The sequence below is a fragment of the Pelomonas cellulosilytica genome (assembly GCF_021353265.1).
Classification (GTDB): domain Bacteria; phylum Pseudomonadota; class Gammaproteobacteria; order Burkholderiales; family Burkholderiaceae_C; genus Pelomonas; species Pelomonas cellulosilytica.
Map to the genome: position 1 here is coordinate 42,484 of NZ_JAJTWU010000010.1, position 22,823 is coordinate 65,306.

23 protein-coding genes are annotated in these 22,823 nt (G+C 70.5%); 19 read left to right on the top strand and 4 right to left on the bottom strand.

Translation table 11 applies throughout. The annotated features are described in order from the left end of the window. The first annotated feature begins 57 nt into the window (after positions 1-57). The 4 genes from icmF (at position 58) to LXT13_RS22895 (ending at position 4,507) form a co-directional block, all read left to right on the top strand. Positions 58-3,363 carry a fused isobutyryl-CoA mutase/GTPase IcmF gene (gene icmF, locus LXT13_RS22885; protein WP_233374630.1) on the top strand — a complete coding sequence of 1,102 codons (3,306 nt, stop codon included), beginning with the start codon at positions 58-60 and terminating at the stop codon, positions 3,361-3,363. Between the two features lie 145 nt (positions 3,364-3,508). Then, the gene (locus LXT13_RS29025) at positions 3,509-3,880 is read left to right on the top strand and encodes an AAA family ATPase (protein ID WP_419964706.1); all 372 of its coding nucleotides are present in this window, start codon (positions 3,509-3,511) and stop codon (positions 3,878-3,880) included. After that, entirely contained in the window at positions 3,834-4,043 is a 210-nt protein-coding gene (locus LXT13_RS29030) for a hypothetical protein (RefSeq protein ID WP_419964705.1), read from the top strand. The genes LXT13_RS29025 and LXT13_RS29030 overlap by 47 nt, the downstream gene beginning before the upstream one ends. Further along, positions 4,043-4,507, top strand: coding sequence for a DUF4143 domain-containing protein (locus LXT13_RS22895; protein ID WP_233374632.1), 465 nt, complete (start codon positions 4,043-4,045; stop codon positions 4,505-4,507). The genes LXT13_RS29030 and LXT13_RS22895 overlap by 1 nt, the downstream gene beginning before the upstream one ends. On the opposite strand, the gene LXT13_RS22900 is transcribed toward LXT13_RS22895, so the two are convergent. Next, a complete protein-coding gene (locus LXT13_RS22900; RefSeq protein WP_233374633.1) occupies positions 4,504-5,493 on the bottom strand; it encodes a transglycosylase SLT domain-containing protein in 990 nt (329 codons plus the stop codon). The two genes, LXT13_RS22895 and LXT13_RS22900, sit on opposite strands and share 4 nt — an antisense overlap. 48 nt (positions 5,494-5,541) lie before the next feature. Here LXT13_RS22900 and LXT13_RS22905 point away from each other — a divergent pair, with 48 nt between their 5' ends. From LXT13_RS22905 to LXT13_RS22930, 6 genes are all read left to right on the top strand, one after another. Further along, positions 5,542-6,138, top strand: coding sequence for a YdeI/OmpD-associated family protein (locus LXT13_RS22905; protein WP_233374634.1), 597 nt, complete (start codon positions 5,542-5,544; stop codon positions 6,136-6,138). Positions 6,139-6,270: 132 nt separating this feature from the next. Continuing rightward, positions 6,271-7,350, top strand: a complete 1,080-nt coding sequence (locus tag LXT13_RS22910; RefSeq protein ID WP_233374635.1) for a lactonase family protein — start codon at positions 6,271-6,273, stop codon at positions 7,348-7,350. 9 nt (positions 7,351-7,359) lie between these two features. Further along, entirely contained in the window at positions 7,360-7,824 is a 465-nt protein-coding gene (locus LXT13_RS22915; RefSeq protein WP_233374636.1) for a CreA family protein, read from the top strand. Beyond that, complete coding sequence (locus tag LXT13_RS22920) at positions 7,821-8,978, top strand: GGDEF domain-containing protein (protein WP_233374637.1); 1,158 nt, start codon at positions 7,821-7,823, stop codon at positions 8,976-8,978. Before LXT13_RS22915 ends, LXT13_RS22920 begins: the two co-directional genes overlap by 4 nt. A 47-nt stretch (positions 8,979-9,025) precedes the next feature. Further along, positions 9,026-10,627, top strand: coding sequence for an acyl-CoA dehydrogenase family protein (locus LXT13_RS22925; protein WP_233374638.1), 1,602 nt, complete (start codon positions 9,026-9,028; stop codon positions 10,625-10,627). Between the two features lie 145 nt (positions 10,628-10,772). Beyond that, the gene (locus tag LXT13_RS22930) at positions 10,773-10,964 is read left to right on the top strand and encodes a hypothetical protein (protein WP_233374639.1); all 192 of its coding nucleotides are present in this window, start codon (positions 10,773-10,775) and stop codon (positions 10,962-10,964) included. An 82-nt stretch (positions 10,965-11,046) separates the two neighbouring features. Here the strand turns inward: LXT13_RS22930 and LXT13_RS22935 are convergent, their stop codons facing one another. Further along, positions 11,047-11,697 (bottom strand): response regulator, encoded by a 651-nt coding sequence (locus LXT13_RS22935; RefSeq protein ID WP_233374640.1) that lies wholly within the window; start codon positions 11,695-11,697, stop codon positions 11,047-11,049. A 190-nt stretch (positions 11,698-11,887) separates the two neighbouring features. Here LXT13_RS22935 and LXT13_RS22940 point away from each other — a divergent pair, with 190 nt between their 5' ends. The 4 genes from LXT13_RS22940 (at position 11,888) to LXT13_RS22955 (ending at position 14,694) form a co-directional block, all read left to right on the top strand. Further along, positions 11,888-12,211, top strand: coding sequence for a BON domain-containing protein (locus LXT13_RS22940; protein WP_233374641.1), 324 nt, complete (start codon positions 11,888-11,890; stop codon positions 12,209-12,211). A 144-nt stretch (positions 12,212-12,355) separates the two neighbouring features. Further along, positions 12,356-12,769 (top strand): response regulator transcription factor, encoded by a 414-nt coding sequence (locus LXT13_RS22945; RefSeq protein ID WP_233374642.1) that lies wholly within the window; start codon positions 12,356-12,358, stop codon positions 12,767-12,769. Continuing rightward, the gene (locus LXT13_RS22950; RefSeq protein WP_233374643.1) at positions 12,732-14,183 is read left to right on the top strand and encodes a CHASE3 domain-containing protein; all 1,452 of its coding nucleotides are present in this window, start codon (positions 12,732-12,734) and stop codon (positions 14,181-14,183) included. Before LXT13_RS22945 ends, LXT13_RS22950 begins: the two co-directional genes overlap by 38 nt. Positions 14,184-14,292: 109 nt before the next feature. After that, positions 14,293-14,694 carry a hypothetical protein gene (locus LXT13_RS22955; protein ID WP_233374644.1) on the top strand — a complete coding sequence of 134 codons (402 nt, stop codon included), beginning with the start codon at positions 14,293-14,295 and terminating at the stop codon, positions 14,692-14,694. A 25-nt stretch (positions 14,695-14,719) separates the two neighbouring features. Here LXT13_RS22955 and LXT13_RS22960 read toward each other — a convergent pair whose 3' ends face one another. After that, positions 14,720-17,215: an EAL domain-containing protein gene (locus tag LXT13_RS22960; RefSeq protein ID WP_233374645.1), complete on the bottom strand. Its 2,496-nt coding sequence runs from the start codon at positions 17,213-17,215 to the stop codon at positions 14,720-14,722. A 156-nt stretch (positions 17,216-17,371) separates the two neighbouring features. Between LXT13_RS22960 and LXT13_RS22965 the strand changes: the two genes are divergently transcribed. Then, positions 17,372-17,824, top strand: a complete 453-nt coding sequence (locus LXT13_RS22965) for a hypothetical protein (RefSeq protein ID WP_233374646.1) — start codon at positions 17,372-17,374, stop codon at positions 17,822-17,824. 48 nt (positions 17,825-17,872) lie between these two features. Here LXT13_RS22965 and LXT13_RS22970 read toward each other — a convergent pair whose 3' ends face one another. Continuing rightward, positions 17,873-19,264, bottom strand: a complete 1,392-nt coding sequence (locus LXT13_RS22970; RefSeq protein WP_233374647.1) for a M28 family metallopeptidase — start codon at positions 19,262-19,264, stop codon at positions 17,873-17,875. Between the two features lie 70 nt (positions 19,265-19,334). Here LXT13_RS22970 and fusA point away from each other — a divergent pair, with 70 nt between their 5' ends. The 4 genes from fusA to LXT13_RS22990 all read left to right on the top strand — a co-directional run bounded on the left by fusA (position 19,335) and on the right by LXT13_RS22990 (position 22,780). Beyond that, positions 19,335-21,392, top strand: coding sequence for an elongation factor G (gene fusA, locus LXT13_RS22975; protein WP_233374648.1), 2,058 nt, complete (start codon positions 19,335-19,337; stop codon positions 21,390-21,392). 45 nt (positions 21,393-21,437) lie between these two features. Next, positions 21,438-21,995 (top strand): hypothetical protein, encoded by a 558-nt coding sequence (locus LXT13_RS22980; protein ID WP_233374649.1) that lies wholly within the window; start codon positions 21,438-21,440, stop codon positions 21,993-21,995. A gap of 283 nt (positions 21,996-22,278) precedes the next feature. Continuing rightward, a complete protein-coding gene (locus LXT13_RS22985; protein ID WP_233374650.1) occupies positions 22,279-22,470 on the top strand; it encodes a hypothetical protein in 192 nt (63 codons plus the stop codon). Positions 22,471-22,540: 70 nt separating this feature from the next. Further along, on the top strand, positions 22,541-22,780 hold the full coding sequence (locus LXT13_RS22990) for a hypothetical protein (RefSeq protein ID WP_233374651.1): 240 nt from the start codon (positions 22,541-22,543) through the stop codon (positions 22,778-22,780). The last annotated feature ends 43 nt before the right edge of the window (positions 22,781-22,823 follow it).

The following is a 22,823-nucleotide window of genomic DNA, read 5'->3' on the forward strand; positions in this document are numbered from 1 at the left end:
ATTGACGTTAACGTCAATCGGCAGACCTAGAATCGAGATCGGACAAGGAGACAAGCCATGACCGATCTCGCCGCACATCACAAGGCGCTGGCCGAGTACCGACCGACCCACAAGGTCCGTTTCGTCACCGCCGCCAGCCTGTTCGACGGGCACGACGCCGCCATCAACATCATGCGGCGCATCCTTCAGAACATGGGCGCCGAGGTCATCCACCTCGGGCACAACCGCTCGGTGGACGAGGTCGTCACCGCAGCGCTGCAGGAGGATGCGCAGGGCATCGCCATCAGCAGCTACCAGGGCGGCCACGTCGAATACTTCAAGTACATGGTGGAGCTGCTGCAACAGCGCGGCGGCGCACACATCCAGGTCTTCGGCGGCGGCGGCGGCGTCATCGTGCCGGCCGAGATCGGCGAGCTGGCCCGCATCGGCGTGCGCATCTTCAGCCCCGAGGACGGGCAGCGCATGGGCCTGCAGGGCATGATCGGCGAGATGGTCATGAAGGCCGACCAGGACTTCAGCGTGCACGCTCCGAAGGATCTGGCGGCCATCACCGGCCACACAGAGTCGGCCTGGCGCGCGCTGGCGCAACTGCTGACAGCGCTGGAAAACGGCAGGGCTGATGGCGCCCTGATCGACACGCTGCGCATCCGGGCGAAAAACATCCAGACGCCCGTGCTCGGCATCACCGGCACCGGCGGCGCCGGCAAGTCCAGCCTGACCGACGAACTCATCCGCCGGCTGCGGCTGGACCAGGACGACAGCCTGCGCGTGGCGCTGATCTCCATCGACCCGTCGCGGCGCAAGAGCGGCGGCGCTCTGCTCGGCGACCGCATCCGCATGAACGCCATCAGCCCGTGGTCGCAAGGCCCCCGTGTCTTCATGCGCTCGCTGGCCACGCGCGATTTCGGCAGCGAAATCTCGCCGGCGCTGCCGGACGTCATCGCCGCCGCCAAGGCTGCCGGCTTCGACCTCGTCATCGTCGAGACCTCCGGCATCGGCCAGGGAGATGCGGCCATCGTGCCGCTGGTGGATGTGCCGATGTACGTCATGACGCCCGAGTTCGGCGCCGCCAGCCAGCTCGAGAAGATCGACATGCTGGACTTCGCCGAATTCGTCGCCATCAACAAATTCGACCGCAAGGGCGCACTCGACGCGCTGCGCGACGTCTCGAAGCAAGTGCAGCGAAACCGCGAGGCCTTCGGCAAGTCGCCCGACACGATGCCGGTGTTCGGCACGATAGCCAGCCGCTTCAACGACGACGGCGTGACCGCGCTGTACCAGGCGCTGCGGGAACGCCTTGGCGCGCTCGGCCTGAAGCTGGCCGACGGCCGGCTGCCGCGCGTCAGCACGCGTCACAGCACGCACCAGACCCCCATCGTGCCGCCCAACCGTGTGCGCTATCTAGCCGACATCAGCGAGACCGTGCGCGGTTACAAGGCGCGTGCGCGCCGGCAGGCAGCCCTCGCTCGCGAGATCCAGCAGCTCGAAGCCAGCCGCGCGATGCTGGAGGCGGCCAACCCTGACAAGCAGGGCGCTCGCATCGCGCTGGCCGACCTGGCCGACCAACGCCGCGCCAAGCTGGACAGCGACGCACGCCAGTTGCTGAACGCCTGGCCCGGCATGGTCAAGGCCTACGCCGGCGACGAGTACGTCGTGAAGATCCGCCCGAACATGCCCGATGAAAGGGAAATCCGCACGGCGCTCGTCACGCGTAGCCTGTCCGGCACCAAGATCCGCAAAGTCGTGCTGCCAACCTTCGAATGCCACGGCGAGCTACTGAAGTGGCTGATGCTGGAGAACGTGCCCGGCAGCTTCCCGTACGCGGCCGGCGTGTTCGCGTTCAAGCGCGAGGGCGAGGACCCGACGCGCATGTTCGCGGGCGAGGGCGACGCGTTCCGCACCAACCGCCGTTTCAAGCTGGTCAGCGAAGGCATGCCCGCCAAGCGCCTGTCCACCGCGTTCGACTCGGTGACGCTGTACGGCGCCGACCCCGCGCCGCGGCCGGACATCTACGGCAAGGTCGGCAACAGCGGTGTCAGTATCGCGACGCTTGACGACATGAAGGTGCTGTACGACGGTTTCGACCTGTGCTCGCCGAGTACCAGCGTGTCGATGACGATCAATGGTCCGGCGCCCACGATCCTGGCGATGTTTATGAACACCGCCATAGACCAGAACCTGGCGAAGTTCCGCACTGACAACGGCCGTGAGCCGACGGCCGACGAAGCCGCCAAGATCAAGAACTGGGTGCTGGCCAACGTGCGCGGCACCGTGCAGGCCGACATCCTGAAAGAAGACCAGGGACAGAACACCTGCATCTTCTCGACCGAGTTCAGCCTGAAGGTCATGGGCGACATCGCCGAGTTCTTCGTGCATCACAGCGTGCGCAACTTCTACTCGGTGAGCATCTCGGGCTATCACATCGCCGAGGCCGGCGCGAACCCGATCAGCCAGCTCGCGCTGACGCTGTCCAACGGCTTCACGTTCGTGGAGGCCTACCTCGCGCGCGGTATGCATATCGACGACTTCGCGCCCAACCTGTCGTTCTTCTTCAGCAACGGCATGGACCCGGAGTACACCGTGCTCGGTCGCGTCGCGCGGCGCATCTGGGCCGTCGCGATGCGCGACCGCTACGGCGCCAACGAGCGCTCGCAGAAGCTGAAGTACCACGTGCAGACCTCGGGCCGCAGCCTGCATGCGCAGGAGATTGCGTTCAACGACATCCGCACGACGCTGCAGGCGCTGATCGCGGTCTACGACAACTGCAACTCGCTGCACACCAACGCCTTCGACGAGGCGATCACGACGCCGACCGAGGACAGCGTGCGCCGCGCGATGGCCATCCAGCTCATCATCAACCGCGAGTGGGGACTGGCGAGGAACGAGAACCCGTCGCAGGGCGCCTTCATCATCGATGAGCTGACCGAGCTGGTCGAGGAGGCTGTGCTGCAGGAGTTCGAGCGCCTCAGCGAACGCGGCGGCGTACTGGGTGCGATGGAGACCGGTTATCAGCGAGGCCGCATCCAGGAGGAAAGCCTCCACTACGAGACGCTGAAGCACACCGGCGAATACCCCATCATCGGCGTCAACACCTTCCGCAATCCGCACGGCGATCCGGTGCCGGAGCACATCGAGCTGGCCCGCTCGAGCGAGGAGGAGAAGCAGTCGCAGCTCACCCGCCTCGCGGATTTCCATGCGCGCCACGCCGCCGAGGCACCCGCGATGCTGGCGCGGCTGCGGCAGGCCGTCATCGAGAACCGCAACGTCTTTGACGTGCTGATGGACGCCGTGCGAGTGTGCTCCCTGGGCCAGATCACGAATGCCCTGTTCGAGGTGGGCGGGCAGTACCGGCGGAGCATGTAACCTTGCCAATTGAGCGCTTGACGCTCAAATTGCAAGGGTGATTGACCGCCGCACGCAGGCTCAGCTCGACAAGCGCCTGGCGCGATCCCCCGCGGTGCTGTTGCTCGGCCCACGCCGGGTCGGCAAGAGCACGCTGGCCCAGGCCGTGGCCGCCAGCCGTCCCGGTGCGGTAATGCTCGATCTGGAGCGCGCCTCGGACCGCGCCCAACTGGCGGAACCCGAGTTCTTCTTCGCCCGACACCGAGACCAACTCGTCGTGCTGGATGAAGTGCAGCTCATGCCGGAGTTGTTCAGCGCGCTACGCCCTGAGATCGATGGCGCCCGGCGGCCAAGCCGCTTCCTGCTGCTGGGATCGGCCTCCGGAGAGCTGCTGCAGCAGAGCGAGAGCCTGGCAGGCCGCATCAGCTACCTGCAACTTCCCCCCCGTTCTGGCGCTGGAGCAGCCCGACGACCTCGGCACGCTACAGCAGTTGTGGCTGCGCGGCGGTTTCCCGCTGAGCCTGCTGGCTGCCGATGAGGTCGACTCCTTTGCGTGGCAGCGCGACTTCATCGAGAGCTTCCTGCTGCGCGACCTGGCGCAGATGGGCGTCAAGGTCGCCGCCGAGAGCCTGCAACGTTTCTGGCGCATGCAGGCGCCACGACCGTGGCGCGCTAGCTCGACACCCTTGTGGACGCGCTGATGCTGCGCCGCCTAAAGCCCGTGCTGCCCAACCTCGGCAAGTGGCTCGTCAAGTCGCCCAAGGTCTACGTGCGCGACAGCGGCCTGGTGCATGCACTGCTTGGCCTGCAGGACCTGGACGCGCTGCAAGGCCACCCCATCGTCGGTGCGTCGTGGGAAGGCTTCGTCGTCGAGCAGGTCGCCACGGCCGTGGCCGAGGCGATGCCGGACGCGCAGCTGGGCTACTACCGCGCGGCGGCCGGCACGGAGCTGGACATCGTCATCGAGCGGGGCAGCCGGCGCCTAGGGCTGGAGGTCAAGTTCTCCGCGGCCCCGCAGGTGGGCAGGGGCTTCTGGCAGGCACTGGCCGATCTCCAGCCGGAGCGCTCTGCCGTCGTCGCGCCGGTGGCGCGCCGCTATCCGCTCAAGGACGGCGTGGAGGTGCTGCCCGTACGCGACGTCATGGCGTGGCTTGTGGCCGGCTAACGCGACTGGATCGCCTGCATCGCCGCCTTCACGCGCTGCAGCATCGGCGACGGCTCGGTTACCTTGGCGTCGAACGGATGCAGCCGCTGGCCGCCGACGCTGGCCATGATGCGGCGCACGTACATCCGCGTTTCGGCATAGGGCGGCACGCCCAGGTAGCGGTCCACCGCCTTTTCGCCGGCGTTGTAGGCGGCCAGCGCCAGCTGCACGTCGCCCTCGAAGTACGCCAGCAACCAGCGCAGGTAGGCCATGCCGCCGCGGATGTTCTGCGACGGGTCGCGCAGCCGCACGACGTTGAAGCGCGCGGCCGTCTCGGGGATGAGCTGCATCAGCCCCTGCGCGCGCTTGGGCGACTCGGCCAGCGGGTCGAAGTTGGATTCCTGCGCCATGACGGCCAGCACCAGCGCTGGCGACAGCTGGTACTCAGGCGCCACCAGCTTCACGTAATTGACGATGGCCGGCGGCGCGCTTGCCGGCAGCGGCAGCGTGGCCCACAGCGACAACGCCGGCTTGACGCCACGTGACGGTGGAGGCGCCGGAGCCACGGCCACGGGCGGATCCGTCTCTGGGGGACGCAGGCAGGGCGGCGGGTCTCCCAGCGGCGTGCCGCCCATCCTGTCGAGCATGTTCTGCGCCTGTTCCATGCCCTGCTCCGCCGCGGCGGCGAACAGGTGGGCCGCCTCGGCATCGTTGCGCTGGATGCCGCGGGCGTTGGTCAGCATCCAGCCGAGGCTGTACTGCGCCTCGGCGTCGCCGTAACGGGCTGCGCGGCAATAGAGCTTGGCGGCGGCCACCTCGTCGCGCTTGACGCCATCGCCATATTCCAGCGCCTTGGCCTCCTGACGCCAGCGCTCCACCTGGGCTGGCACGACCGGCCCCCGCTCGCCGGGCGGCATGGTGGGGCGCGGCAGCTGCTCCAGCGTCAGGCCGGGCACCTGCGCCTGGGCAATCAGCGGCGCGGCGAGCAGGATCAGCAGGGTTCTCACGGGCGACGAAGGGCTGGCCAAAACGGCCGGCGAGTCTAGACTGCCTCCATGCCCACGCTCGATCCCCGCATCGACGCCTACATCGCCGCAGCACCGGCCTTCGCTCAGCCGCTGTTGCAGCGCCTACGCAGCGACGTGCACGCCGCCTGCCCTGCCGTGGTGGAAACGATGAAGTGGAGCCGCCCGCACTTCATGCTCGACGACAAGCTGCTGTGCGGCATGTCGGCCTTCAAGGCGCACTGCGCCTTCGGCTTCTGGCGCCGCGAAGGAGGGATGGACGGCCAGTCCGGTGCGATGGGCGACTTCGGCCGCATCACCGGCAATGCCGACCTGCCGGCCTCGACCGAGCTGCGCCGGCAGATCCAGGCCGCCGCCGCGCTGCTACAGGCGGGGGCGCCGCGGGCGCAGAAGCCCGGCCGCGAGCCGCGTGCGACGCTGCAGATGCCCGATGACTTCGCTGCCGCGCTCGGCCGCGTGGCCGCGGCGCAGCAGCACTACGACGCCTTCCCGCCCGGCAAGCAGCGCGACTATCTGGAATGGGTGCTGGAGGCCAAGCGCGAGGACACGCGCGCCAAGCGCATCGCGCAGGCGGTCGAGTGGCTGGCGCAGGGCAAGTCGCGGAACTGGAAGTACGAGAACTGCTGAACGGCGACGGCCAGGCGCGATGATCGCGCTCCGAACGATGCCGCAACCGCGCCGAGCCAAGGCGCCGCCGCCACACCCCACGCGCCACCGATGCACCGCCGCCATTTGCTCGCCCTGACTGCCGCCGCTCTGATGCAGCCCCTTGCCCGTGCCGCCAATCCACCGCGCCGCCTGCACGTCGGCACTTACGCCCCGCAGGGCGAGGGCATCTACAGCTTCACCATCGGCCCGGACGGCGAGCTGACACCGGTTGGCCTGACAGCCAACCCCGGCAGCCCGAGCTGGCTGGTGGCCGACACGACGGCGCAGCGCGTCTACGCGGCCGAGGAAGGCGCCGACCATGTCGCCGTCTACGCTGCAGACGCCACCGGCCGGCTCGCGCTGCTGCAGCGCCTGCCCAGCGGCGGCCACGGCCCCGCGCAGATGTCGCTGGGCGCCGGTCGCCTGTGGGTGGCCAACTACAGCGACGGCCGCTTCGCCGCGCTGGCCATGCAGGGCGATGGCCGGCTAGGCGCCGCGCAGAGCTGGCTCGGTTGCCCCGAGGGCGCCTGCGGGCCGGACGCGTCTCAGGCCACGCGCCGGCCGCCCGGCAGCTTCGCGCTGGGAGGGCACGAGGGGCCGCACGCCCACATGATCGAGATCAGCCCCGACGGCCGCTGGCTACTGGGCACCGACCTCGGCCGCGACCGCCTGCTCGTCTGGCCGCTGACCGCCGAGATACCGATGGCGCCGCGCCATGCCGTCGCGCTGCCGCGCGGTGGCGGTCCGCGCCATTTCGTCTGCCACCCGACCCAGCCGGGCCTCGTCTACGTGCTGCAGGAGCAGGCGAGCCTGCTGGCGACCGTGGCCTTCAGCGACGACGGTGCACGGGTGCTGGATGAGGTGTCGGTGCTGCCCGAAGGCTTTGCCGGCACGAGCCACGCGTCGGGCCTGCTGCTGGCGCCCGGCGGCCAGCATCTCTACGCCTTCAACCGGCTGCACGACAGCCTGGCGGTCGTGTCGCTGGCGCAGCCGCGCGCACCGCGAGTAGTCGACCATCACTGGGTGCACGGCAGCTTCCCGCGCAGCGCCTGCCGGGTGGGCCGCCACCTGTATGTCTGCAACCAGCGCAGCGACCATCTCAGCCACTTCGACACCAGCCGCCCGGAAGCGCCCCGCTTCACCGGCCGCCAGACGCCGGTGCCAACGCCGGCCGGCGCCTGTGCGCTTTAGACTGGCCCGATGAAGTACGCCGCCCTCGCCCTGCTCGCCGTCACGGCGCTGTCCCGCGCCGAACCCGTCGGTTCCGTCGACACCGCCTTCAAGCTCATCGGGCCGGACCACAAGATCGTTGTCGATGCCTACGACGACCCCAAGGTGCAGGGCGTCACCTGCTACGTGTCGCGTGCCAAGACGGGCGGCATCAGCGGCGCCATCGGCATCGCCGAGGACAAGGCCGAGGCCTCCATCGCCTGCCGCCAGGTCGGCCCCATCGCCATCGCGCAGCCGCTGGCGAAGCAGGAGGAGGTGTTCAACGAGCGCATCTCGCTGGTGTTCAAGAAGCTGCGCATCGTCCGGATGGTGGACCCGGCCCGCAACACGCTGGTCTACCTGACCTACTCCGACCGGCTCATCGACGGCTCGCCGAAGAACAGCGTGACCGCCGTGCCGGTGCCGCGCGAGACGGCCATCCCGTTGAAGAAATGAGCTTCACCGAGGCCGTCTTCGCGCTGATGCCGATGCAGGCATTGGCCGCGGCCTTGGTGCTCATCACGTTGATCGGCTGGCGCGGCGAGAACGCCGGTGGCCGTTGGGCGCAAATCGGCATGACGGCGCTGGCGCTGGGGCTGGCACTGCTGCACCCTGACCTGGGCCCGCCGCGGCAGGCGTCGCCGCTGCTGCAGAGCCTGGGCTTTGGCTTCGTCAGCCTGGGCTTGTCGGCGCTGTGGCAGGGGCTGGGCCTGTGGCTCACACCGCGACCGGGCCAGCGGGCGATGGCGGCGGCGCCGGTCGCCGTGGCGGTGGGTCACCTCGTGCTGGCCGGCGACCATGGCGACGCCCAGGGGCTGGCGGATGCGCTGATCGGCGCGCAGCTGCTGTGGCTGGGCGTGGCGCTGACGCTGCCCGGCCGCAGCACCGTGCTGCACGGCCTGCACACGCGCCGCTGGCGGCTGCTAGGCCTGGCCGCCGTGGTACCGCTGCTGATGGCCATGCTGCTGCGGGCCGGCGCCACGCTGTGGGGCCAGCCTCATCCCTGGCCTGACCTGCTGCTGGCGCTGACCGGTCAGCTTGCGCTGTTGCTGGTGCTGCCCATGCTGCTGCTCGCGTGGCGCGGCCAGGCCGAGGCCGAGCTGGCCCGGCTCGCGCAGACCGATGGCCTGACCGGCCTCATCGACCGCGACGCCTTCGCGAGGCGCTCGGTCGACCTCATCTCGATGGCCCGCCGCTACGACGAACCGCTGGCCCTCGTCGTCATGGAGCTGGACGACTTCGAGGCGCTGGCCACCGAACAGGGGCTGGACACCGCGGAACGCGCGCTCGCGCTGTTCGCCAGCTGCATCCAGGCCCAGATGCGCCTGGGCGACCTGGCCGGCCGCCTCGGCAACGAGCGGTTCGGCGTGCTGATGGCCCGCTGCCTGCCCGAGGGTCCGCGGGCGCTTGACGCGCGGCTGCGCCAGGCCGTCGCGCAGGGGGCACCGGGCGCGCTGGGGCTGCAGGTGTCATTCAGCGCCGGCTGGGCCCGGCTGCGGCCGGGAGACCGCGGCCTGCCTGACCTGCAACGCCGCGCCGAAACGGCGCTGTATGAAGCCCGCAGCGCCGGCAAGGGCCGGTTGATGGCCGAGCCCGGCCTCACCGACTGACGCCGTCGAGATCGCCGCCGTGGCACCATGGCCCACGGAGGTGCCGCATGCCATCCACCGATGACAACCTGGTCGACGAATGGGTCGGCCACAACCTGCTGGGCAGTGACCCGGCCCTGCTGGCGGCGCTGCGCCGGGCCGCCCCCCAGGCCGTCGAGCCGCTGATGCGCTACGGCGCCGAGCTGGGCAGCGCAGACACCGCGCAGCTCGCGCGCGACGCCAACCGCCACGGCCCGCAGCTGCGGCCACTGGACGCTCGCGGCCGGCGCATCGACGCGGTGGACTTCCACCCCGCCTGGCACGCGTTGCTGGCGATGTACCGCCGCCAGGGCCTGGTGGCCGACGTGTTTGCCACAGACACGCCGGGCCGCTGGGCCGCGTTCGCGGCCGGTTGCTACCTGCACGGCCAGGTGGAGGCCGGCAGCCTGTGCCCGGCGACGATGACGCAGGCCGCCATCCCGCTGCTGGCGCGCCAGCCCGAGCTGTTCGCGCCGCTGCGTGACAGGTTCTTCAGCCACGAACACGACCCGCGCGACCTGCCGATGACCGAGAAGCCGTCGATCTGGGTCGGCATGGGACTGACCGAGAAGCAGGGCGGCTCAGACCTCCGCCGCGTCGCGACCACGGCCGCCGAGCAGGCCGACGGCAGCTACCTCGTCACGGGCCACAAGTGGTTCTTCTCGGCGCCGACAAGCGATGCCCACCTTGTGCTGGCCCGTACCGAGTCGGGGCCCAGTTGCTTCTGGCTGCCGCGCTACACACCGGACGGTGCGCGCAACGCGGTGCAAGTGACGCGGCTCAAGGACAAACTCGGCAACCGCAGCAACGCCAGCAGCGAGGTCGAGTTCCACGGCGCGTGGGCCCGCCGCGTAGGCGACGAGGGTCGCGGCATCCCGACGCTCGTCGAGATGGCCGGCTACACGCGGCTGAACTGCGTCATCGGCAGCGCCGCGCTGCTTCGCGCCGGCTTCGTGCAAGCGCTGCACAACTCACGCGAGCGCATGGCGTTCGGCCGACATCTGGCCGAGCAACCGCTGATGCAGACGGTGCTGGCTGACCTCGCGCTGGAGAGCGAGGCCGCAATGCGGCTGATGCTGCGGCTGGCCGAGGGCTTCGAGCGCGGTCCGAATGGCGATCACGGCTGGCAGCGGCTGATGACGCCGGCCGCCAAGCTGTGGGTGTGCAAGCGCGCCATCGAGTGCACTGGCGAGGCGATGGAACTGCTGGGCGGCAACGGGTATGTGGAGGACGGCGTGCTGGCGCGGCTGTATCGCGAAGCGCCCGTCAACTCCATCTGGGAAGGATCGGGCAACGTGATGGCACTGGACGTGCTGCGCGCCATCGCCCGCGACCCCGACACGGCACTGGCGCTGCTCGATGGTTTGGCCACCAGCCCCGATGCGCCGGTACGGGTCGAGGCCCGGGCGCTGCAACAGCTTCTGGCGGGGGACGCCGCTGCGCTGGAGGCCCAGGCCCGCCGTGTGGCGCAGGGCCTGGTGCTGTGCGCGCAGGCAGTGCTGATGCGCGAGCAGGCCAGCACCGCGGCCGCCGATGCCTTCATCGCCACCCGCTTCGGCGGCGACGGCCGGCTGATCGGCACGCACGCCGTGCCGCAGGCCGCGCAACTGCTGGCCGATTCGCTCGCCTGACCACCCTCGCCCTCGCCCTCGCCCGCCGCACGGCGAGCGGGCGGCCTGTCGGCCTTCTCCGACACGCCGAGGCGCCGCCCGCTGATCCGGGCCGGTCAGGGGCGCCGCGATGCTGCTGCCCAGCCCAACACGACACGGAGGTGATATGAGCGAACCCACCACCCTGACCGAGCTGGCCCAGCCCGGCGCCAACAACCGCCCCCTCTTCGCGGCGCTGACGCGCTGGTGGGGCCCTGCCGCGTCGCCCACCGCGGAGCCCGTGCTGGGCTACGAATCCGCGCAGCCGTGGATACTGGACGACGCCTCCGCCGAAGCCGGCCCGCATTCGCCGTCCTGAACGGCGGTCCCCAAGCCAAAACGACGAGAAACGGGCCCGCGGGGGCCCGTTGTCTTTTTGGCGACACCGCCGCAGAGGGGCGTTATTGAATCAGGCCGTTCTTCAGTGCGTAGTAGGTCAGGTCGCTGTTCGTCTGCAGCTTGAGCTTCTCCAGCACACGGGTGCGGTAGGTGCTGACCGTCTTGACGCTCAGGAACAGCGCCTCGGCGATGTGGCCCACCGTTTCCCCCTGGGCCAGCCGCAGGAAGACCTGGAATTCGCGTTCCGACAGCGCCTCGTGCATCGGCTTGTCCGGCGCCGTGCCGGACGCGCTGCCGCCCACAACGCTGTCGGCCAGCTGCTCGGCGACGGCCGGGCTGATGTAGCGGCGGCCGCGGGCCACCAGCCGGATCGCGTTGGCAATCTCCTCCGGGTCGCACTCCTTGTTCAGGTACCCGGCCGCCCCCTGGCGCAACAGCGTCGTCGCGTAATGCGCTTCCGGGAAGCCACTGAGGATGAGTACGGGCAGCTCCGGGAAGCGCGCCTTGATGGCGGCCAGCGCATCCACGCCGCTCTGGTCGGGCATGGAGATATCCAGCAGCAGCACGTCCACCTCGCCCTTGCGGGCCATGTCCAGCGCCTCGTGGCCACTGCCGCCCTCGCCGGTGACGCGCAGGTCGACATGGTCGGACAGGAACTGGCGCAGTCCGGTGCGCACAATGGCGTGGTCGTCGACGATGCCGATGCGGATCATGGTGGGGGCCTGTGATGTTGGACAGCCCAGCGTAGCAGCCCGCACGGCGGTGGCGCCTAGGCCGGCGTCCTACGTAGATGACAGCCGTGTCCGACAAGCAGCCTGCCCGGGGGACTATCCCGGCGCACTCGCGTCGCTCCGATAGTCCGGCCACGGCCCGGGTGGGCCGCAGCCAACAAGGAGCACAACCATGCTGAACAAACCCGTCCTGACCCTCGCCCTGGCCTCCGCACTCGTCGCCACGCTGGCGGCCACCAGCGGCTGCGCCGTCACACGCAACCAGGAAACCGTCGGCGCCTACGTTGACGACGCTGCGCTGACGACGCGCGTCAAGGCCAAGTTCGCTGCCGACCCGACGGTCAGCGCCATGTCCATCAGCGTCGAAACGCTCAAGGGCACCGTGCAGCTGTCGGGCTTCGCCAAGAACGCCGACGAGAAGGCCGTGGCCGAAAAGCTGGCCCGCGAGACCTCCGGCGTCGTCGCAGTGCGCAACGACATCGCCGTGCGTCCGTGACGGGCGCGGGCCTGGCGTCTCGGCGCCGGGCCCGGCATTCCGCCTAGGACAATTCCTACAGCGCAACGGCTTGCCCGCGCTGCCGGGCAGAGGCCGAAGCAGTTCATACTTGACCCCATCACGCCATACCGCTGCCGTCGGGCCATGCCAGTACTGAAAGCCTTCATCGTCGAGGACAGCCCGGTAATCCTGGAGAACCTGGTCGCCACGCTTGAAGAGCTGGCGCAGGTGGAGGTGGTGGGCTCCGTGGCCGACGAGGCCGGCGCAGTGCGCTGGATGAGCCGCGACCCCGACGCCAACGCAGACTTGTTCATCGTGGACGTCTTCCTGCGCTCCGGGACCGGGTTGGGCGTGCTGCAGGCCGCGCAGAAGCTCGGCGTGCGCGCGCGCCGCGTCGTCCTGACCAACTATGCGACCGAGGAGATGCGCCGGCGCTGCGCCAGCCTCGGTGCCGAACGCGTGTTCGACAAGAGCCGCGAGCTGGACGACCTCATCACCTACTGCGCCGAGCTGGCTGACGATGGCACTGCTCAACAGCCCGCTGCCGCAGCCAGCTGAGCGGCCTACGGTGCTGCGTCATCTGGACCCCTGGCTTGAAGGAGCCGCCCGCAACCGTGGCGTCGCCGTCGTGCTGGCGGCGGTGGCCGCCGCCGCCGTCATGGGCGTCAGCGAGGCCGCCTTCTGGGGCGCCGACCAGGCGCTCGCTCAGTCACAGGCCCGCCACGTCGCACGGGATGAAGGGCTGCGCCTGCGCGAGCTGCTGACCAACGCCGAGACCGCACAGCGCGGCTTCCTGCTGACAGGGCGCGACGACTACCTTGCCCCCGTCAAGCTGGCCGAGCGCGAACTGCCCGCCGTGTTGAAGAGCCTGCGCGGCCAGTACGAAAGCAGCGACTGGGCCGCGCTGGTGCAGGACGCCAGCCTGCGCGCCAACGAGAAGCTGTCGGAGCTGCAGTTGGTCATCAAGCTCTACCGCGAGGGCAACACGCCGGCCTGGCAGGGGCTGGTGGAAAGCGACATCGGCCGCGAGAAGATGCAGGCCGTGCGCGACGCGGTCGCCCAGCTGGACCGCCATGAGCTCGCGCAGATCGCGCAGGAACGGGACGCCGTCTACCGCTCGCTGACCTGGGGCCGCCTGGGCGTCCATGGGCTCACGCTGCTCAGCCTGTTCGGCCTGGCCATCTTCCTGCGCCGCAACGAGGCGCTGCACAAGGCGCGCCGCCAGCACGCCGACGAGCTGGCGCTGGAGCGCGACCGGCTGGACCGCGAGGTGGCCCGCCGCACCGCCGAGCTGACCGAGCTGGCCCGCCACCTGCAGACGGTGCGCGAGGACGAGCGCGCCCGCCTGGCGCGGGAGCTGCATGACGAGCTCGGTGCGCTGCTGACGGCCGCCAAGCTGGACGTGGCCCGTATCCGCCGCATGACGAAGACAGCCGTCGACATCGACGAGCGACTCAAGCACATGAGCGAGCTGTTGGACCAGGGCATCGCGCTGAAGCGCCGCATCATCGAGGACCTGCGCCCTTCGGCGCTGTCCAACCTGGGGCTGGTACCGGCGCTGGAGATCTTGACGCAGGAGTTCGAGCAGCGCTCGGGCCTGCAGCTCAGCCTGGAGCTCAACGACGCCCCGAGCGACGAGGCCGACCGGCTGGCGCTATACCGCCTCGTGCAGGAGGCGCTGACGAACATCCTGCGCCATGCCAAGGCCAGGCATGTCCGCGTGTCGCTGGGCGAGGCCGATGGCTGGCTGCAGCTGCACATCCGCGACGACGGCCAGGGCTTCAACCCCGAGGCCGTCGGCGCTGGACACCATGGCCTGCTGGGCATGCGCTACCGCATCGAGAGCCTGGGCGGCACGCTGCAGTTGCTGTCCGCGCCGGGCCGCGGCACGCTGGTGCTGGCCCGCCTGCCCTACCGGGCGCCACCGCCGGCCGAAGCCGCGGCCGCGCCCGACGCCGACACGCCCGCCTGAGCTCCTACACGCCGAGGCTGCTGGCGCCGACAGGCCGCCGCTAGGGCCGCCCTCACACTGGCGCACCGGGCCCGAGAGGGCGGCCCGGACCGTGAGCAAGGAGGGCCCCATGCAATTTCCGAAATCGCTGCACGCGGAGGGCTGGCATGCCCACATGCCGCATCTGCGCCTGTTCCACGCCCAGGGTGACGTCCGCTCCCCCCGCGAGCGCCACCGCTTGCGCCTGGTGCTGGCTGTCATCGCCGCGGGTGCACTGCTGGCCAGCGCCGGCGTGGCCGCCATCGACGATCCCCGACCGCTGGACCAGCAACTGAGCCTGGCCATGCAGGACGCCGGCGAGACGCTGCACGGTTGGCAGGATCAACTCTCTCGCGGCCTGCAGGTGTCGCTGCGGGCGGTAGCCGACGGCCGCGAGACGCCGGCGGTCTCCGAGCCAGACACCGCCCCCGTCGCGTTGCTGGCGGGCCCGTCCGCGAGCGCGGACCAGCAGCCGGCCCCCAGGGGCCGCTGAGCCGGGAGTCCGGCGAACGGGCCGCTCAGGCCGACGCCGACTCGTGCATCGCCAGCAGCGCCGCGACCGGCTCGGGCCGGTGCAGCAGGAAGCCCTGCACCTCGCCGACACCCAGCCGCACCAACTCCAGCAGCACGTCGGGCGTCTCGACGCATTCCGCCACCGTGGTCAGCCCCAGCGTCTGTGCCACGTCGACGAAGCTGCGCACGGCCACCTGGTCCAGCGGGTCGGTCATCAGCGCACGGACGAACTGGCCATCGATCTTCAGCAGGTCCACCGGCAGCGCCTTGAGGTAGCTGTACGAAGACGCCCCGGCGCCGAAGTCGTCCAGCGCCACGCGCGCGCCGAGTGCGCGCATCTGCGTGATGAAACGTGCCGCATCCGCCAGCCGCGTGATGACGGCCGTCTCGGTGATTTCCAGGCACAGCGCCGACGCGCGCTCGCGGCCCAGCTGCTGCAGCAGCGACCGGGCCTCGTCATGGAAGGCGGCGTCCTGCAGCGTCAGCCCCGACACGTTGACGGCCAGCGACGCGATCTCCACCGGCCCCTCGCGCTGTAGCAGCGTCACGGCCTGGCGCAGCACCCATCGGTCCAGCCGCGGCGCGATGTGGAAGCGCTCGGCGGCCGGCATGAAGGCGCCGGGCGGCACGCGCGTGCCGTCACGCTCGCGCAGCCGCAGCAACAGCTCGCCGCGCAGCCGGCCGTCGTCCTCGTCGCCCTGCGCCGGCATGACACGCTGCAGGTCCAGCTCGAAACGGTCCTCGTCCAGCGCCTGCTGCAGCCGCGTCGCCCAGCGGTGTTCGCTGCGGTGGGCGCGCAGCGTCGCATCGTCCTGCGACCACGCGCGCACCCGGTTGCGGCCCTGCTCCTTGGCCAGCATGCAGCAGGCATCCGCCTCGCGCAGCGCAGCCTCGGCCGACGGCCACCGGCCGTCCAACGGCGCCACGCCGATGCTGGCGCCAATGCGGAAGCTCTGAGCGCCGTCGCTGTAGCGATACTGGTCCAGCGCATCGCAGAGCTTCTGCGCGACATGCAGCGCCTCATCCGGCGAGCAGTTCTCCAGGATGGCGGCGAACTCGTCGCCGCCCAGCCGCGCCACCGTGTCGCGGCCGCGTACGCCAGCCTCCAGCCGCTGCGCGACCTGGCGCAGCACCTCGTCGCCGGCGGCGTGGCCACAGTGATCGTTGACAAGCTTGAAGCGGTCCAGGTCGAACGCCAGCACCGCGTGATGGCTGCCATCGCGCTTGGCTCGCTCAAAGGTGCGCGCCAGGCGCTGCCCGAACTCGACCCGGTTGACGAGACCCGTGAGGCCGTCGTGGCTGGCCCGCCAGCGGATCTCGTCGAACTGCCGACGCTGCTGCGTCACGTCGCGGAAGACGAGCACGGCGCCCAGTACCTGGCCCGCCTTGCCGCGGATGGGCGCGACTGAGTCGTCCACCGCGCGCAGCTCGCCTTCGCGGCTCAGCAGCATCGCGCCGGCCGGCAACTGCGCGGGCTGGCCGCTGGCCAGGCAGGCCTGCACCGGGTCGGGCAGCACGTCGCCATCGTCCTCGCGCCGCGGCACGAACACGAGGCCGGCCGGCTCGCCGCGAGCCTCGTCGGCCGACCAGCCGGTCAGCCGCTGCGCGACCGGGTTCAGCCAGGTGACTCGACCCTGCGCGTCAGTCGTCAGCACGGCGTCGGCAATGGATTGCAGCGTCACCTCCAGCAACTCGTGCTGCTCCTCCAGCTGCTGCTGCAGCCGGCGCTCCTCGCTGACGTCCCAGCAGACACCGGACAGACGCAGCGCCTGGCCATCGCCGTTGCGCAGCGCCCGGCCAGAACCGCGCATCACGTGGACCGTGCCATCGGGCCAGTCGATGCGCCATTCACCTTCGAACGGCGCACCGTCCCGCAGGGCGCCGCGCAGCACGCGCAGCGTCGCATGACGGTCCGCGTGATGCAGGCGCCGCCTCCAGCCGGCCACCGTCGCCCGCTGGCCGCGCGGCACCTCGCCGTGCAGGCGCCACATGGCATCGTCCCACGCCAGTTGACCGGTCGCGACATCGAGGTCCCACACGCCGATACCGCCGCCATGCGTCGCCAGCGCCAGTCGCTCCAGCGTGCGCTCCAGGTCTGCACGCAGGCCGGCGGCCTCGGTGATGTCCTGCATCACGACGTCGACACGGCGTGCGCCGCCGTCCCACTCACCGGCCACGCGCAACACCCGCGGCCCCTGCTCGTCGGCGTCACACGGCAATTCAACTTCCCAGCCCTGCCCCTCGGTGGCCGCAAGATGCAGCGCCGCGTCCAGCATGGCCGCCCCGTCCGGGCCGAAGCGCGCCAGCACGGCAGCCAGCGTCGGCACACGGCCAGCAGGCAACCCCAGCAGCTCGCAGGCCGAGTCCGACAACACCAGCGCGCCGGTGTCGACCTGCCATTCCCAGGCCCCGACGCCGGCCAGCCGGCTGCAGCGGTCCAGGAAACGCGCGTTCTGGGCCAGGGCCTGCTCGATGGCGGCCACGGGCTGGGGGTCGCTCATCGAAATACTCCAGGCCAAAGGTCGGCGACAGCTTGCCGGCTCGCCCCCCGCCGGTCGTGTAGGACGAGACCGCCTCTGCGATTTGTTACCGCGCGGGTGCCAACGACGACGGGGAGACCACGTTCAATTCACACCCATGACAACAAGGGGTCCCGCATGAACCGCCACCACACGTTCACCAGCCGCTGCATCGTCACCGCACTGCTCGGGTTGGCCACCCTGCCCGCGGCCCGTGCGGCCGACGTGGCCGTATCCATCGGCTTCAGCCAGCCAGGCGTCTACGGCCGCGTGGACATCGGCCGCTACCCGCAGCCGGTGCTGGTGGCGCAGCAGCCGGTCGTCATCGGCCGGCCCGTCTATCGCGAGCCGGTCTACCTTTGGGTGCCACCGGGCCACCGCCGCGACTGGCGCCACCAGTGCCAGCGCTACGGCGCCTGCGGTGCGCCGGTGTATTTCGTCGACGACGGCTGGTACCAGCGCAACGTCGTCGTACGCGCTGAACCCGGCTGGCGGGACGAGCCCGGGCGACATGGGCACGGGCACGGGCATGAACGCGACCACGGGCCCGGCCCGGGGCGTGGTCACGGGCATCACCATCACGACGACTGAACGGCGGACGCCAAGGCCGAACGAGGTCGTCCAGCAGCGCCGAAACGGCTAACGCTTGGGCAGCGGGTAGCTCGCCAGGCCCGCATAGCCCTTTTTTGACACCGCCTGCACGCCGAACACGACGTTGTCCTTGGAGATCGGCAACGTCGCCCGCGTGACGCGACCGACGTCCTTCGACTGCTGCCACGTGGCGGCGTCGGTATCGCGCCAGACGATGCGGTAGCCCGCCACCTCCGGGTCGTCGCTGGCGGTCCACTCCAGCGTCGAGTCGTTGGTGAGCCCGCTGGCGTCCAGCCGTACGCCCTTCGGCGGCGCAGGCGCCCAGGCCAGCGTGGCCAGGCCCGCGAGATTCGCTCGGGCCACGTCGGCCACATAGGCGAAGTCGACGAATTCGGGCAGGTCGCCGTAGACGGTGCCGCCTTCAGTCCTCGGGTTCTGATGCTGGTGCGCGAAGTTCTCGAACGGTTCGCTGAAACGCACCGCCGCGTAGCCGCGCTCCAGGAAGGGGATGTGATCGCCGCCGCGCAGGTAGCGGTCGCGGCGCTGGATAAGCTGCACCGTAAAGCCAGGCATCGCCGCCTCGGCCGCGGCCTTCAGGTGGCGGCCGAGTTGGTGCGTCGGCAGGTCCTCGTTGCCGCCGGCCTGCAACAGCGGCAGCAGCTCGGCCTGCATGGCGGCCAGCGTCTTCGCGTCAGCCGTGGGCCGGTTGGCCTGGGCCTGGGTCAGCAGGCGCACCAGCGGGTCGAGCCCGTCGGCGAACAGGCGCAGCCGCCTGGCGTCGTGCTGACCGGCATCGCCGCGCGAGCTGCCGATGATGTCGTTGGTGATCATGGCCTCGACATTGACGCCGGCCGCGCGCGCCTCGCGCGCCCATTGCGCGGCGCCGAGCAGGCCCTGCTCCTCGCCGGGCACGGCCATGAAGACGAGCGTCGCGTCGAACTGCCGGCCGGCCATCACGCAGGCCAGCTCCATGACCGCGGCAGTGCCGGAGGCATCATCGTTGGCGCCGGGCGCTTCGCCGAGCGAATCCATGACATCGCTGTTGCGCGAGTCGTAATGGCCACTGACGACCAGCGTGCGGGCCTTGCCGGCGCCGCGGCCGGGCAGCGTCGCGACGACGTTGACCAGCTCGGTGGCCTGCGGCACGCGCGGACCGGCAGGCTCGATGAAGCTCTGCTCCTCGACCTGCAGCCGGCCGCCGGAGGCCTTGGCGCATGCCTGCAGCTCGCTCGTGATCCAGCGCCGCGCGGCGCCGATGCCGCGAGTGTCGGACGCAATGTCGGACAGCGTGTGCCGCGTGCCGAACGACACCAGCTTGCGGATGCGCGCCTCGATGCGCGCGGGGCTGACCTCGGTCAGCATGGCCTGCAGGTCGTCGGGCTGGGCCCGGCTGGTGGTGGTGGCAAGCAGGGCGAGAAGGGCGCAGGCGAGGCGTTGCATGCGGATGATTCTGCCCTTGCTGGACACGGCGCAGTCCTCTACGCTGGCCACCTGCCACGAGGAGCGTCCGATGAGCGCTGCGAGCCTGGATTCACGAGTGGGCGCGATCCGCACGGTCGCGCTGGTCGGCCCGGCCGGCGCCGGCAAGACGTTGCTGTTGGAAGCCCTGCTGGCCCATGCCGGCGCCATCGCGCAGCCCGGCAGCATCGAGCGCGGCAGCACGGTCAGCGACCACGACCCGCTGGAAAGGCGCGTGGGCCATTCGCTGCAGTCCAGCCTCGCGCACTTCACGCACGGCGGCATCCGCGTGCACGCCATCGACACGCCAGGCGCGCCGGACTTCGTCGGCCAAGCCTTGCCGGCACTGGAGGCGGCGGACACGGCGCTGGTCGTCATCAACGCGCAGCACGGCATCGAGCTGATGGCGCAGCGCATGCTGACGGCGGCGGCCGGGCGCGGGTTGGCGCGACTCATCGTTGTCAACCGCATCGACGCCCCCGACTCCGACCTGCCCGGCCTGCTTGCGCAGATCCGCAACGTGTTCGGCAGGGAATGTCTGCCGCTGAACCTGCCGGCCGACAGCGCGCGGCGCGTGGCCGACTGCTTCTTCGCAGCGTCGGGGGCGGCTGATTTCTCGTCGGTGGCTGAAGCGCACCGCGCGCTGGTCGAGCAGGTTGTCGAGGTGGACGCTGGCTTCGTCGATCGCTACCTCAGCGAAGGCGACATCGACCCGCGCGAGCTGCACGCGCCGCTGGAGCAGGCGCTGCGCGAAGGCCATCTGGTGCCGGTGTGCTTCTGCTCGGCCAGGACGGGCGCCGGCATCGGCGAGCTGCTGGCGGTCATCGAGGCGCTGATGCCCAACCCGGCCGAGGGCAACCCGCCGCCGTTCCTGGAGGGCAAGGGCAGCGAGCCGCGGCCCTACCCCGCGCAGCCGGACCCTGCGCGCCATGTGCTGGCCCATCTCTTCAAGGTCGTCGCCGACCCCTACCTCGGCAAGATGGGTGTCATGCGCGTGCACCAGGGGCGCGTGGCCAAGGGCGGGCTGCTGTACGTGGGCCATGCACGCAAGCCGATCCGCGTGACGCATCTGTTCATGCTGCAGGGCGGCAAGCACGTGGACGTGGACGAAGCGCTGCCCGGCGACCTCTGCGCGATCGCCAAGGTGGACGACCTCGCCTTCGACGCCGTGCTGCACGACGCGCAGGAGGACGAGCACATTTATCTGAAGCCGCTGGACTTCCCCACACCGGTGCACGGCCTGGCACTGAGCCCCGCGCGGCGCGGCGACGAGCAGAAGCTGTGGGAGGTGCTGGCGCGGCTCGTCGACGAAGACCCCTGCCTGCGCATCGAGCAGGCAGGCGAGACTCATCAAACGCTGGTCTACGGCCTCGGCGAGCTGCACCTGCGCCTGCTGCTGGAGCGCGTAAAGGAGCTCTACAAGGGCGAGGTCGTCACCGAGCCCCCGCGCATCGCCTACCGTGAGACAGTTTCTCAAGCCGCCGAAGGCCATTACCGCCACAAGAAGCAGAGCGGCGGCGCCGGCCAGTTCGGCGAGGTCTACCTACGCGTGGAGCCGCTGCCGCGCGGTTCGGGCTTCGAATTCGTCGACGCGGTCAAGGGCGGCACCATCCCGGGCGCCTTCATGCCTGCCGTCGAGAAGGGCGTGCGACAGGCCTGCGCGCGCGGTGTCGTCGCGGGCCATCCGGTGACGGACCTGCGCGTGGTCGTCTACGACGGCAAGCACCACTCGGTGGACAGCAAGGAGATCGCCTTCGTCACCGCCGGCCGCCGCGCGCTGACCGAGGCGGTGCGGGCCGCGCAGCCGCTGGTGCTGGAGCCGGTGGTGCAGGTGGAGATCACCGCGCCGGAGCACAGCGTCGGCGACATCACTGGCGATCTGGCCTCGCGCCGTGGCCAGGTCAACGGCACGCGCACCGCCGTGCCCGGCAGCCTCATCGTGCAAGGCCTGGCGCCGTTGGCCGAGCTGGCGAACTACCAGACGCGGCTGAACGCGATGACCGCCGGCCACGGCCGTTACACGCTGCTGCTGTCGCACTACGAGGCCGTGCCGCCGAGCACCCAGGCCGCGCTGGTGGCCGCCTTCGGGGGCCACGACGAAGGGGACTGACCACCCCGCAGAACGGCGGGCAAGCCTCATTTATCATCGCCGTCCATGCCTGCCGCCCCCCGCGACGTCGCGCAGATCCGACTGGACAACGCGATGCGGCTGTTCGAAGAGTTCGTCAGCGCCACCGTCAAACACCCCGATGCCGCCACACTGCGTGGCCTGGAGCGGCGCTTTGCCGAGCGACTGCAGATCCAGCCGAGCTACTGGAGCCAGATCAAGGCCCGCTCGCGGCAGATCGGCGAACGGCTCGCGCGGCAGTTCGAGCAGCTGTGCCACAAGCCGGCCGGCTGGCTGGACCTGACGCATGATGCCCCCCTCGCCGCCCCGGCCGGCGCGGCTGCCACGGTACCTGCGGCAGAGGCGTCGCCGAGCGTTCCACAGGACGACGACGAGCGCTTCATCATCGGCCTCGTGCTGACGTATTACCGCCGCCATCCGCAGCGCGCGCGCACGCGGCTGCTGGACCTGCTCGGCGAGGTATTGACGCCCGAGCCCGCGCCGCCGCCCGCCCCCAGGCCCAAGGTGTCCGCGTCGCAGGCCGAACTGGACGAGTGGCGCAAGCTGCAGGCCGGTATCGCGCCGCTCAAGAGCAAGAAGCGCTGAAACTTGCGCGCAGCCGTCATTGGACGGCGTGCATCCTCCACCTTAGGGATGTTGGATAAAAGCCGCTTGCGCAAGAGAAACGTTTGTTTATCATTTGCGCAAGTTGTGACGCCGCAGTTCCCATCGTCGCGACGACGCCGCACCCCTGACTTCCCGACCTGCCCGGCCCGCTGGCCTCGAGCACCAGCCCCGGGCGACCTCTCTTCCACCGCAAACGCCGGCCCATCCGGGTCGAGCCGCTGCATGGCCCGCCGCCCCCGCGCGGCACTCACCGGAGCACCTCATGCCCCAGTTCACGTCCCCCCGCCCCTTGAAGCTCAACGTACGCAAACCGCGCAATCCGTTCGTCGCGCCGGCCCTGCAACGCCAGGCTGGCCGGCATCAACACCCGAGCGACGCCCACGCCCAGCGCCAGCAGGCGCGGCTCGAGTTGCGACGACTGCTGCGCGACCGCTTCCCCGACGACAGCCCCTGACACACCCGCGCCGGGCGCCCTCCCTCTGATCCATCTCATGAGGGCCGGCCGAGCGCACAAGGAGACCCTCATGAGATTGATCGAGTTGCGCGGCCCCGACGCCGCCGAAACCCACGCCGCCTGGGCCCTGCGCTGGCGGCGCATCAAGCGGGCCGCACGCGCCATCCGGCTGGTGCTGTCACCCGCCTACCGCCAGCGGGTGCGGGCACGCAGCCAGCTGGAGTTCTATGCCGAGGCCGGCGCGCCCGAAGGCGCGCTCTACATCGACGGACGGCTGACCGCCCAGCTGGACGGCATCCGCAGGCTGTGAATTGAGCCTCAAATGGGGGCCGCCTGGACAGACCAGGCGGCCC

Excerpts from the sequence above, each read along its gene's own strand:
- LXT13_RS22945 (WP_233374642.1), top strand. The coding sequence starts at position 12,356 with ATGCCAGTACTGAAAGCCTTCATCGTCGAGGACAGCCCGGTAATCCTG.
- icmF (WP_233374630.1), top strand. The coding sequence starts at position 58 with ATGACCGATCTCGCCGCACATCACAAGGCGCTGGCCGAGTACCGACCG.
- LXT13_RS22940 (WP_233374641.1), top strand. The coding sequence starts at position 11,888 with ATGCTGAACAAACCCGTCCTGACCCTCGCCCTGGCCTCCGCACTCGTC.
- LXT13_RS22915 (WP_233374636.1), top strand. The coding sequence starts at position 7,360 with ATGAAGTACGCCGCCCTCGCCCTGCTCGCCGTCACGGCGCTGTCCCGC.
- fusA (WP_233374648.1), top strand. The coding sequence starts at position 19,335 with ATGAGCGCTGCGAGCCTGGATTCACGAGTGGGCGCGATCCGCACGGTC.
- LXT13_RS22950 (WP_233374643.1), top strand. The coding sequence starts at position 12,732 with ATGGCACTGCTCAACAGCCCGCTGCCGCAGCCAGCTGAGCGGCCTACG.
- LXT13_RS22920 (WP_233374637.1), top strand. The coding sequence starts at position 7,821 with ATGAGCTTCACCGAGGCCGTCTTCGCGCTGATGCCGATGCAGGCATTG.
- LXT13_RS22910 (WP_233374635.1), top strand. The coding sequence starts at position 6,271 with ATGCAGCCCCTTGCCCGTGCCGCCAATCCACCGCGCCGCCTGCACGTC.
- LXT13_RS22965 (WP_233374646.1), top strand. The coding sequence starts at position 17,372 with ATGAACCGCCACCACACGTTCACCAGCCGCTGCATCGTCACCGCACTG.
- LXT13_RS22925 (WP_233374638.1), top strand. The coding sequence starts at position 9,026 with ATGCCATCCACCGATGACAACCTGGTCGACGAATGGGTCGGCCACAAC.
- LXT13_RS22955 (WP_233374644.1), top strand. The coding sequence starts at position 14,293 with ATGCAATTTCCGAAATCGCTGCACGCGGAGGGCTGGCATGCCCACATG.
- LXT13_RS22970 (WP_233374647.1), bottom strand. The coding sequence starts at position 19,264 with ATGCAACGCCTCGCCTGCGCCCTTCTCGCCCTGCTTGCCACCACCACC.
- LXT13_RS22935 (WP_233374640.1), bottom strand. The coding sequence starts at position 11,697 with ATGATCCGCATCGGCATCGTCGACGACCACGCCATTGTGCGCACCGGA.
- LXT13_RS22930 (WP_233374639.1), top strand. The coding sequence starts at position 10,773 with ATGAGCGAACCCACCACCCTGACCGAGCTGGCCCAGCCCGGCGCCAAC.
- LXT13_RS22990 (WP_233374651.1), top strand. The coding sequence starts at position 22,541 with ATGAGATTGATCGAGTTGCGCGGCCCCGACGCCGCCGAAACCCACGCC.
- LXT13_RS22905 (WP_233374634.1), top strand. The coding sequence starts at position 5,542 with ATGCCCACGCTCGATCCCCGCATCGACGCCTACATCGCCGCAGCACCG.
- LXT13_RS22895 (WP_233374632.1), top strand. The coding sequence starts at position 4,043 with ATGCTGCGCCGCCTAAAGCCCGTGCTGCCCAACCTCGGCAAGTGGCTC.
- LXT13_RS22980 (WP_233374649.1), top strand. The coding sequence starts at position 21,438 with ATGCCTGCCGCCCCCCGCGACGTCGCGCAGATCCGACTGGACAACGCG.
- LXT13_RS22985 (WP_233374650.1), top strand. The coding sequence starts at position 22,279 with ATGCCCCAGTTCACGTCCCCCCGCCCCTTGAAGCTCAACGTACGCAAA.
- LXT13_RS22960 (WP_233374645.1), bottom strand. The coding sequence starts at position 17,215 with ATGAGCGACCCCCAGCCCGTGGCCGCCATCGAGCAGGCCCTGGCCCAG.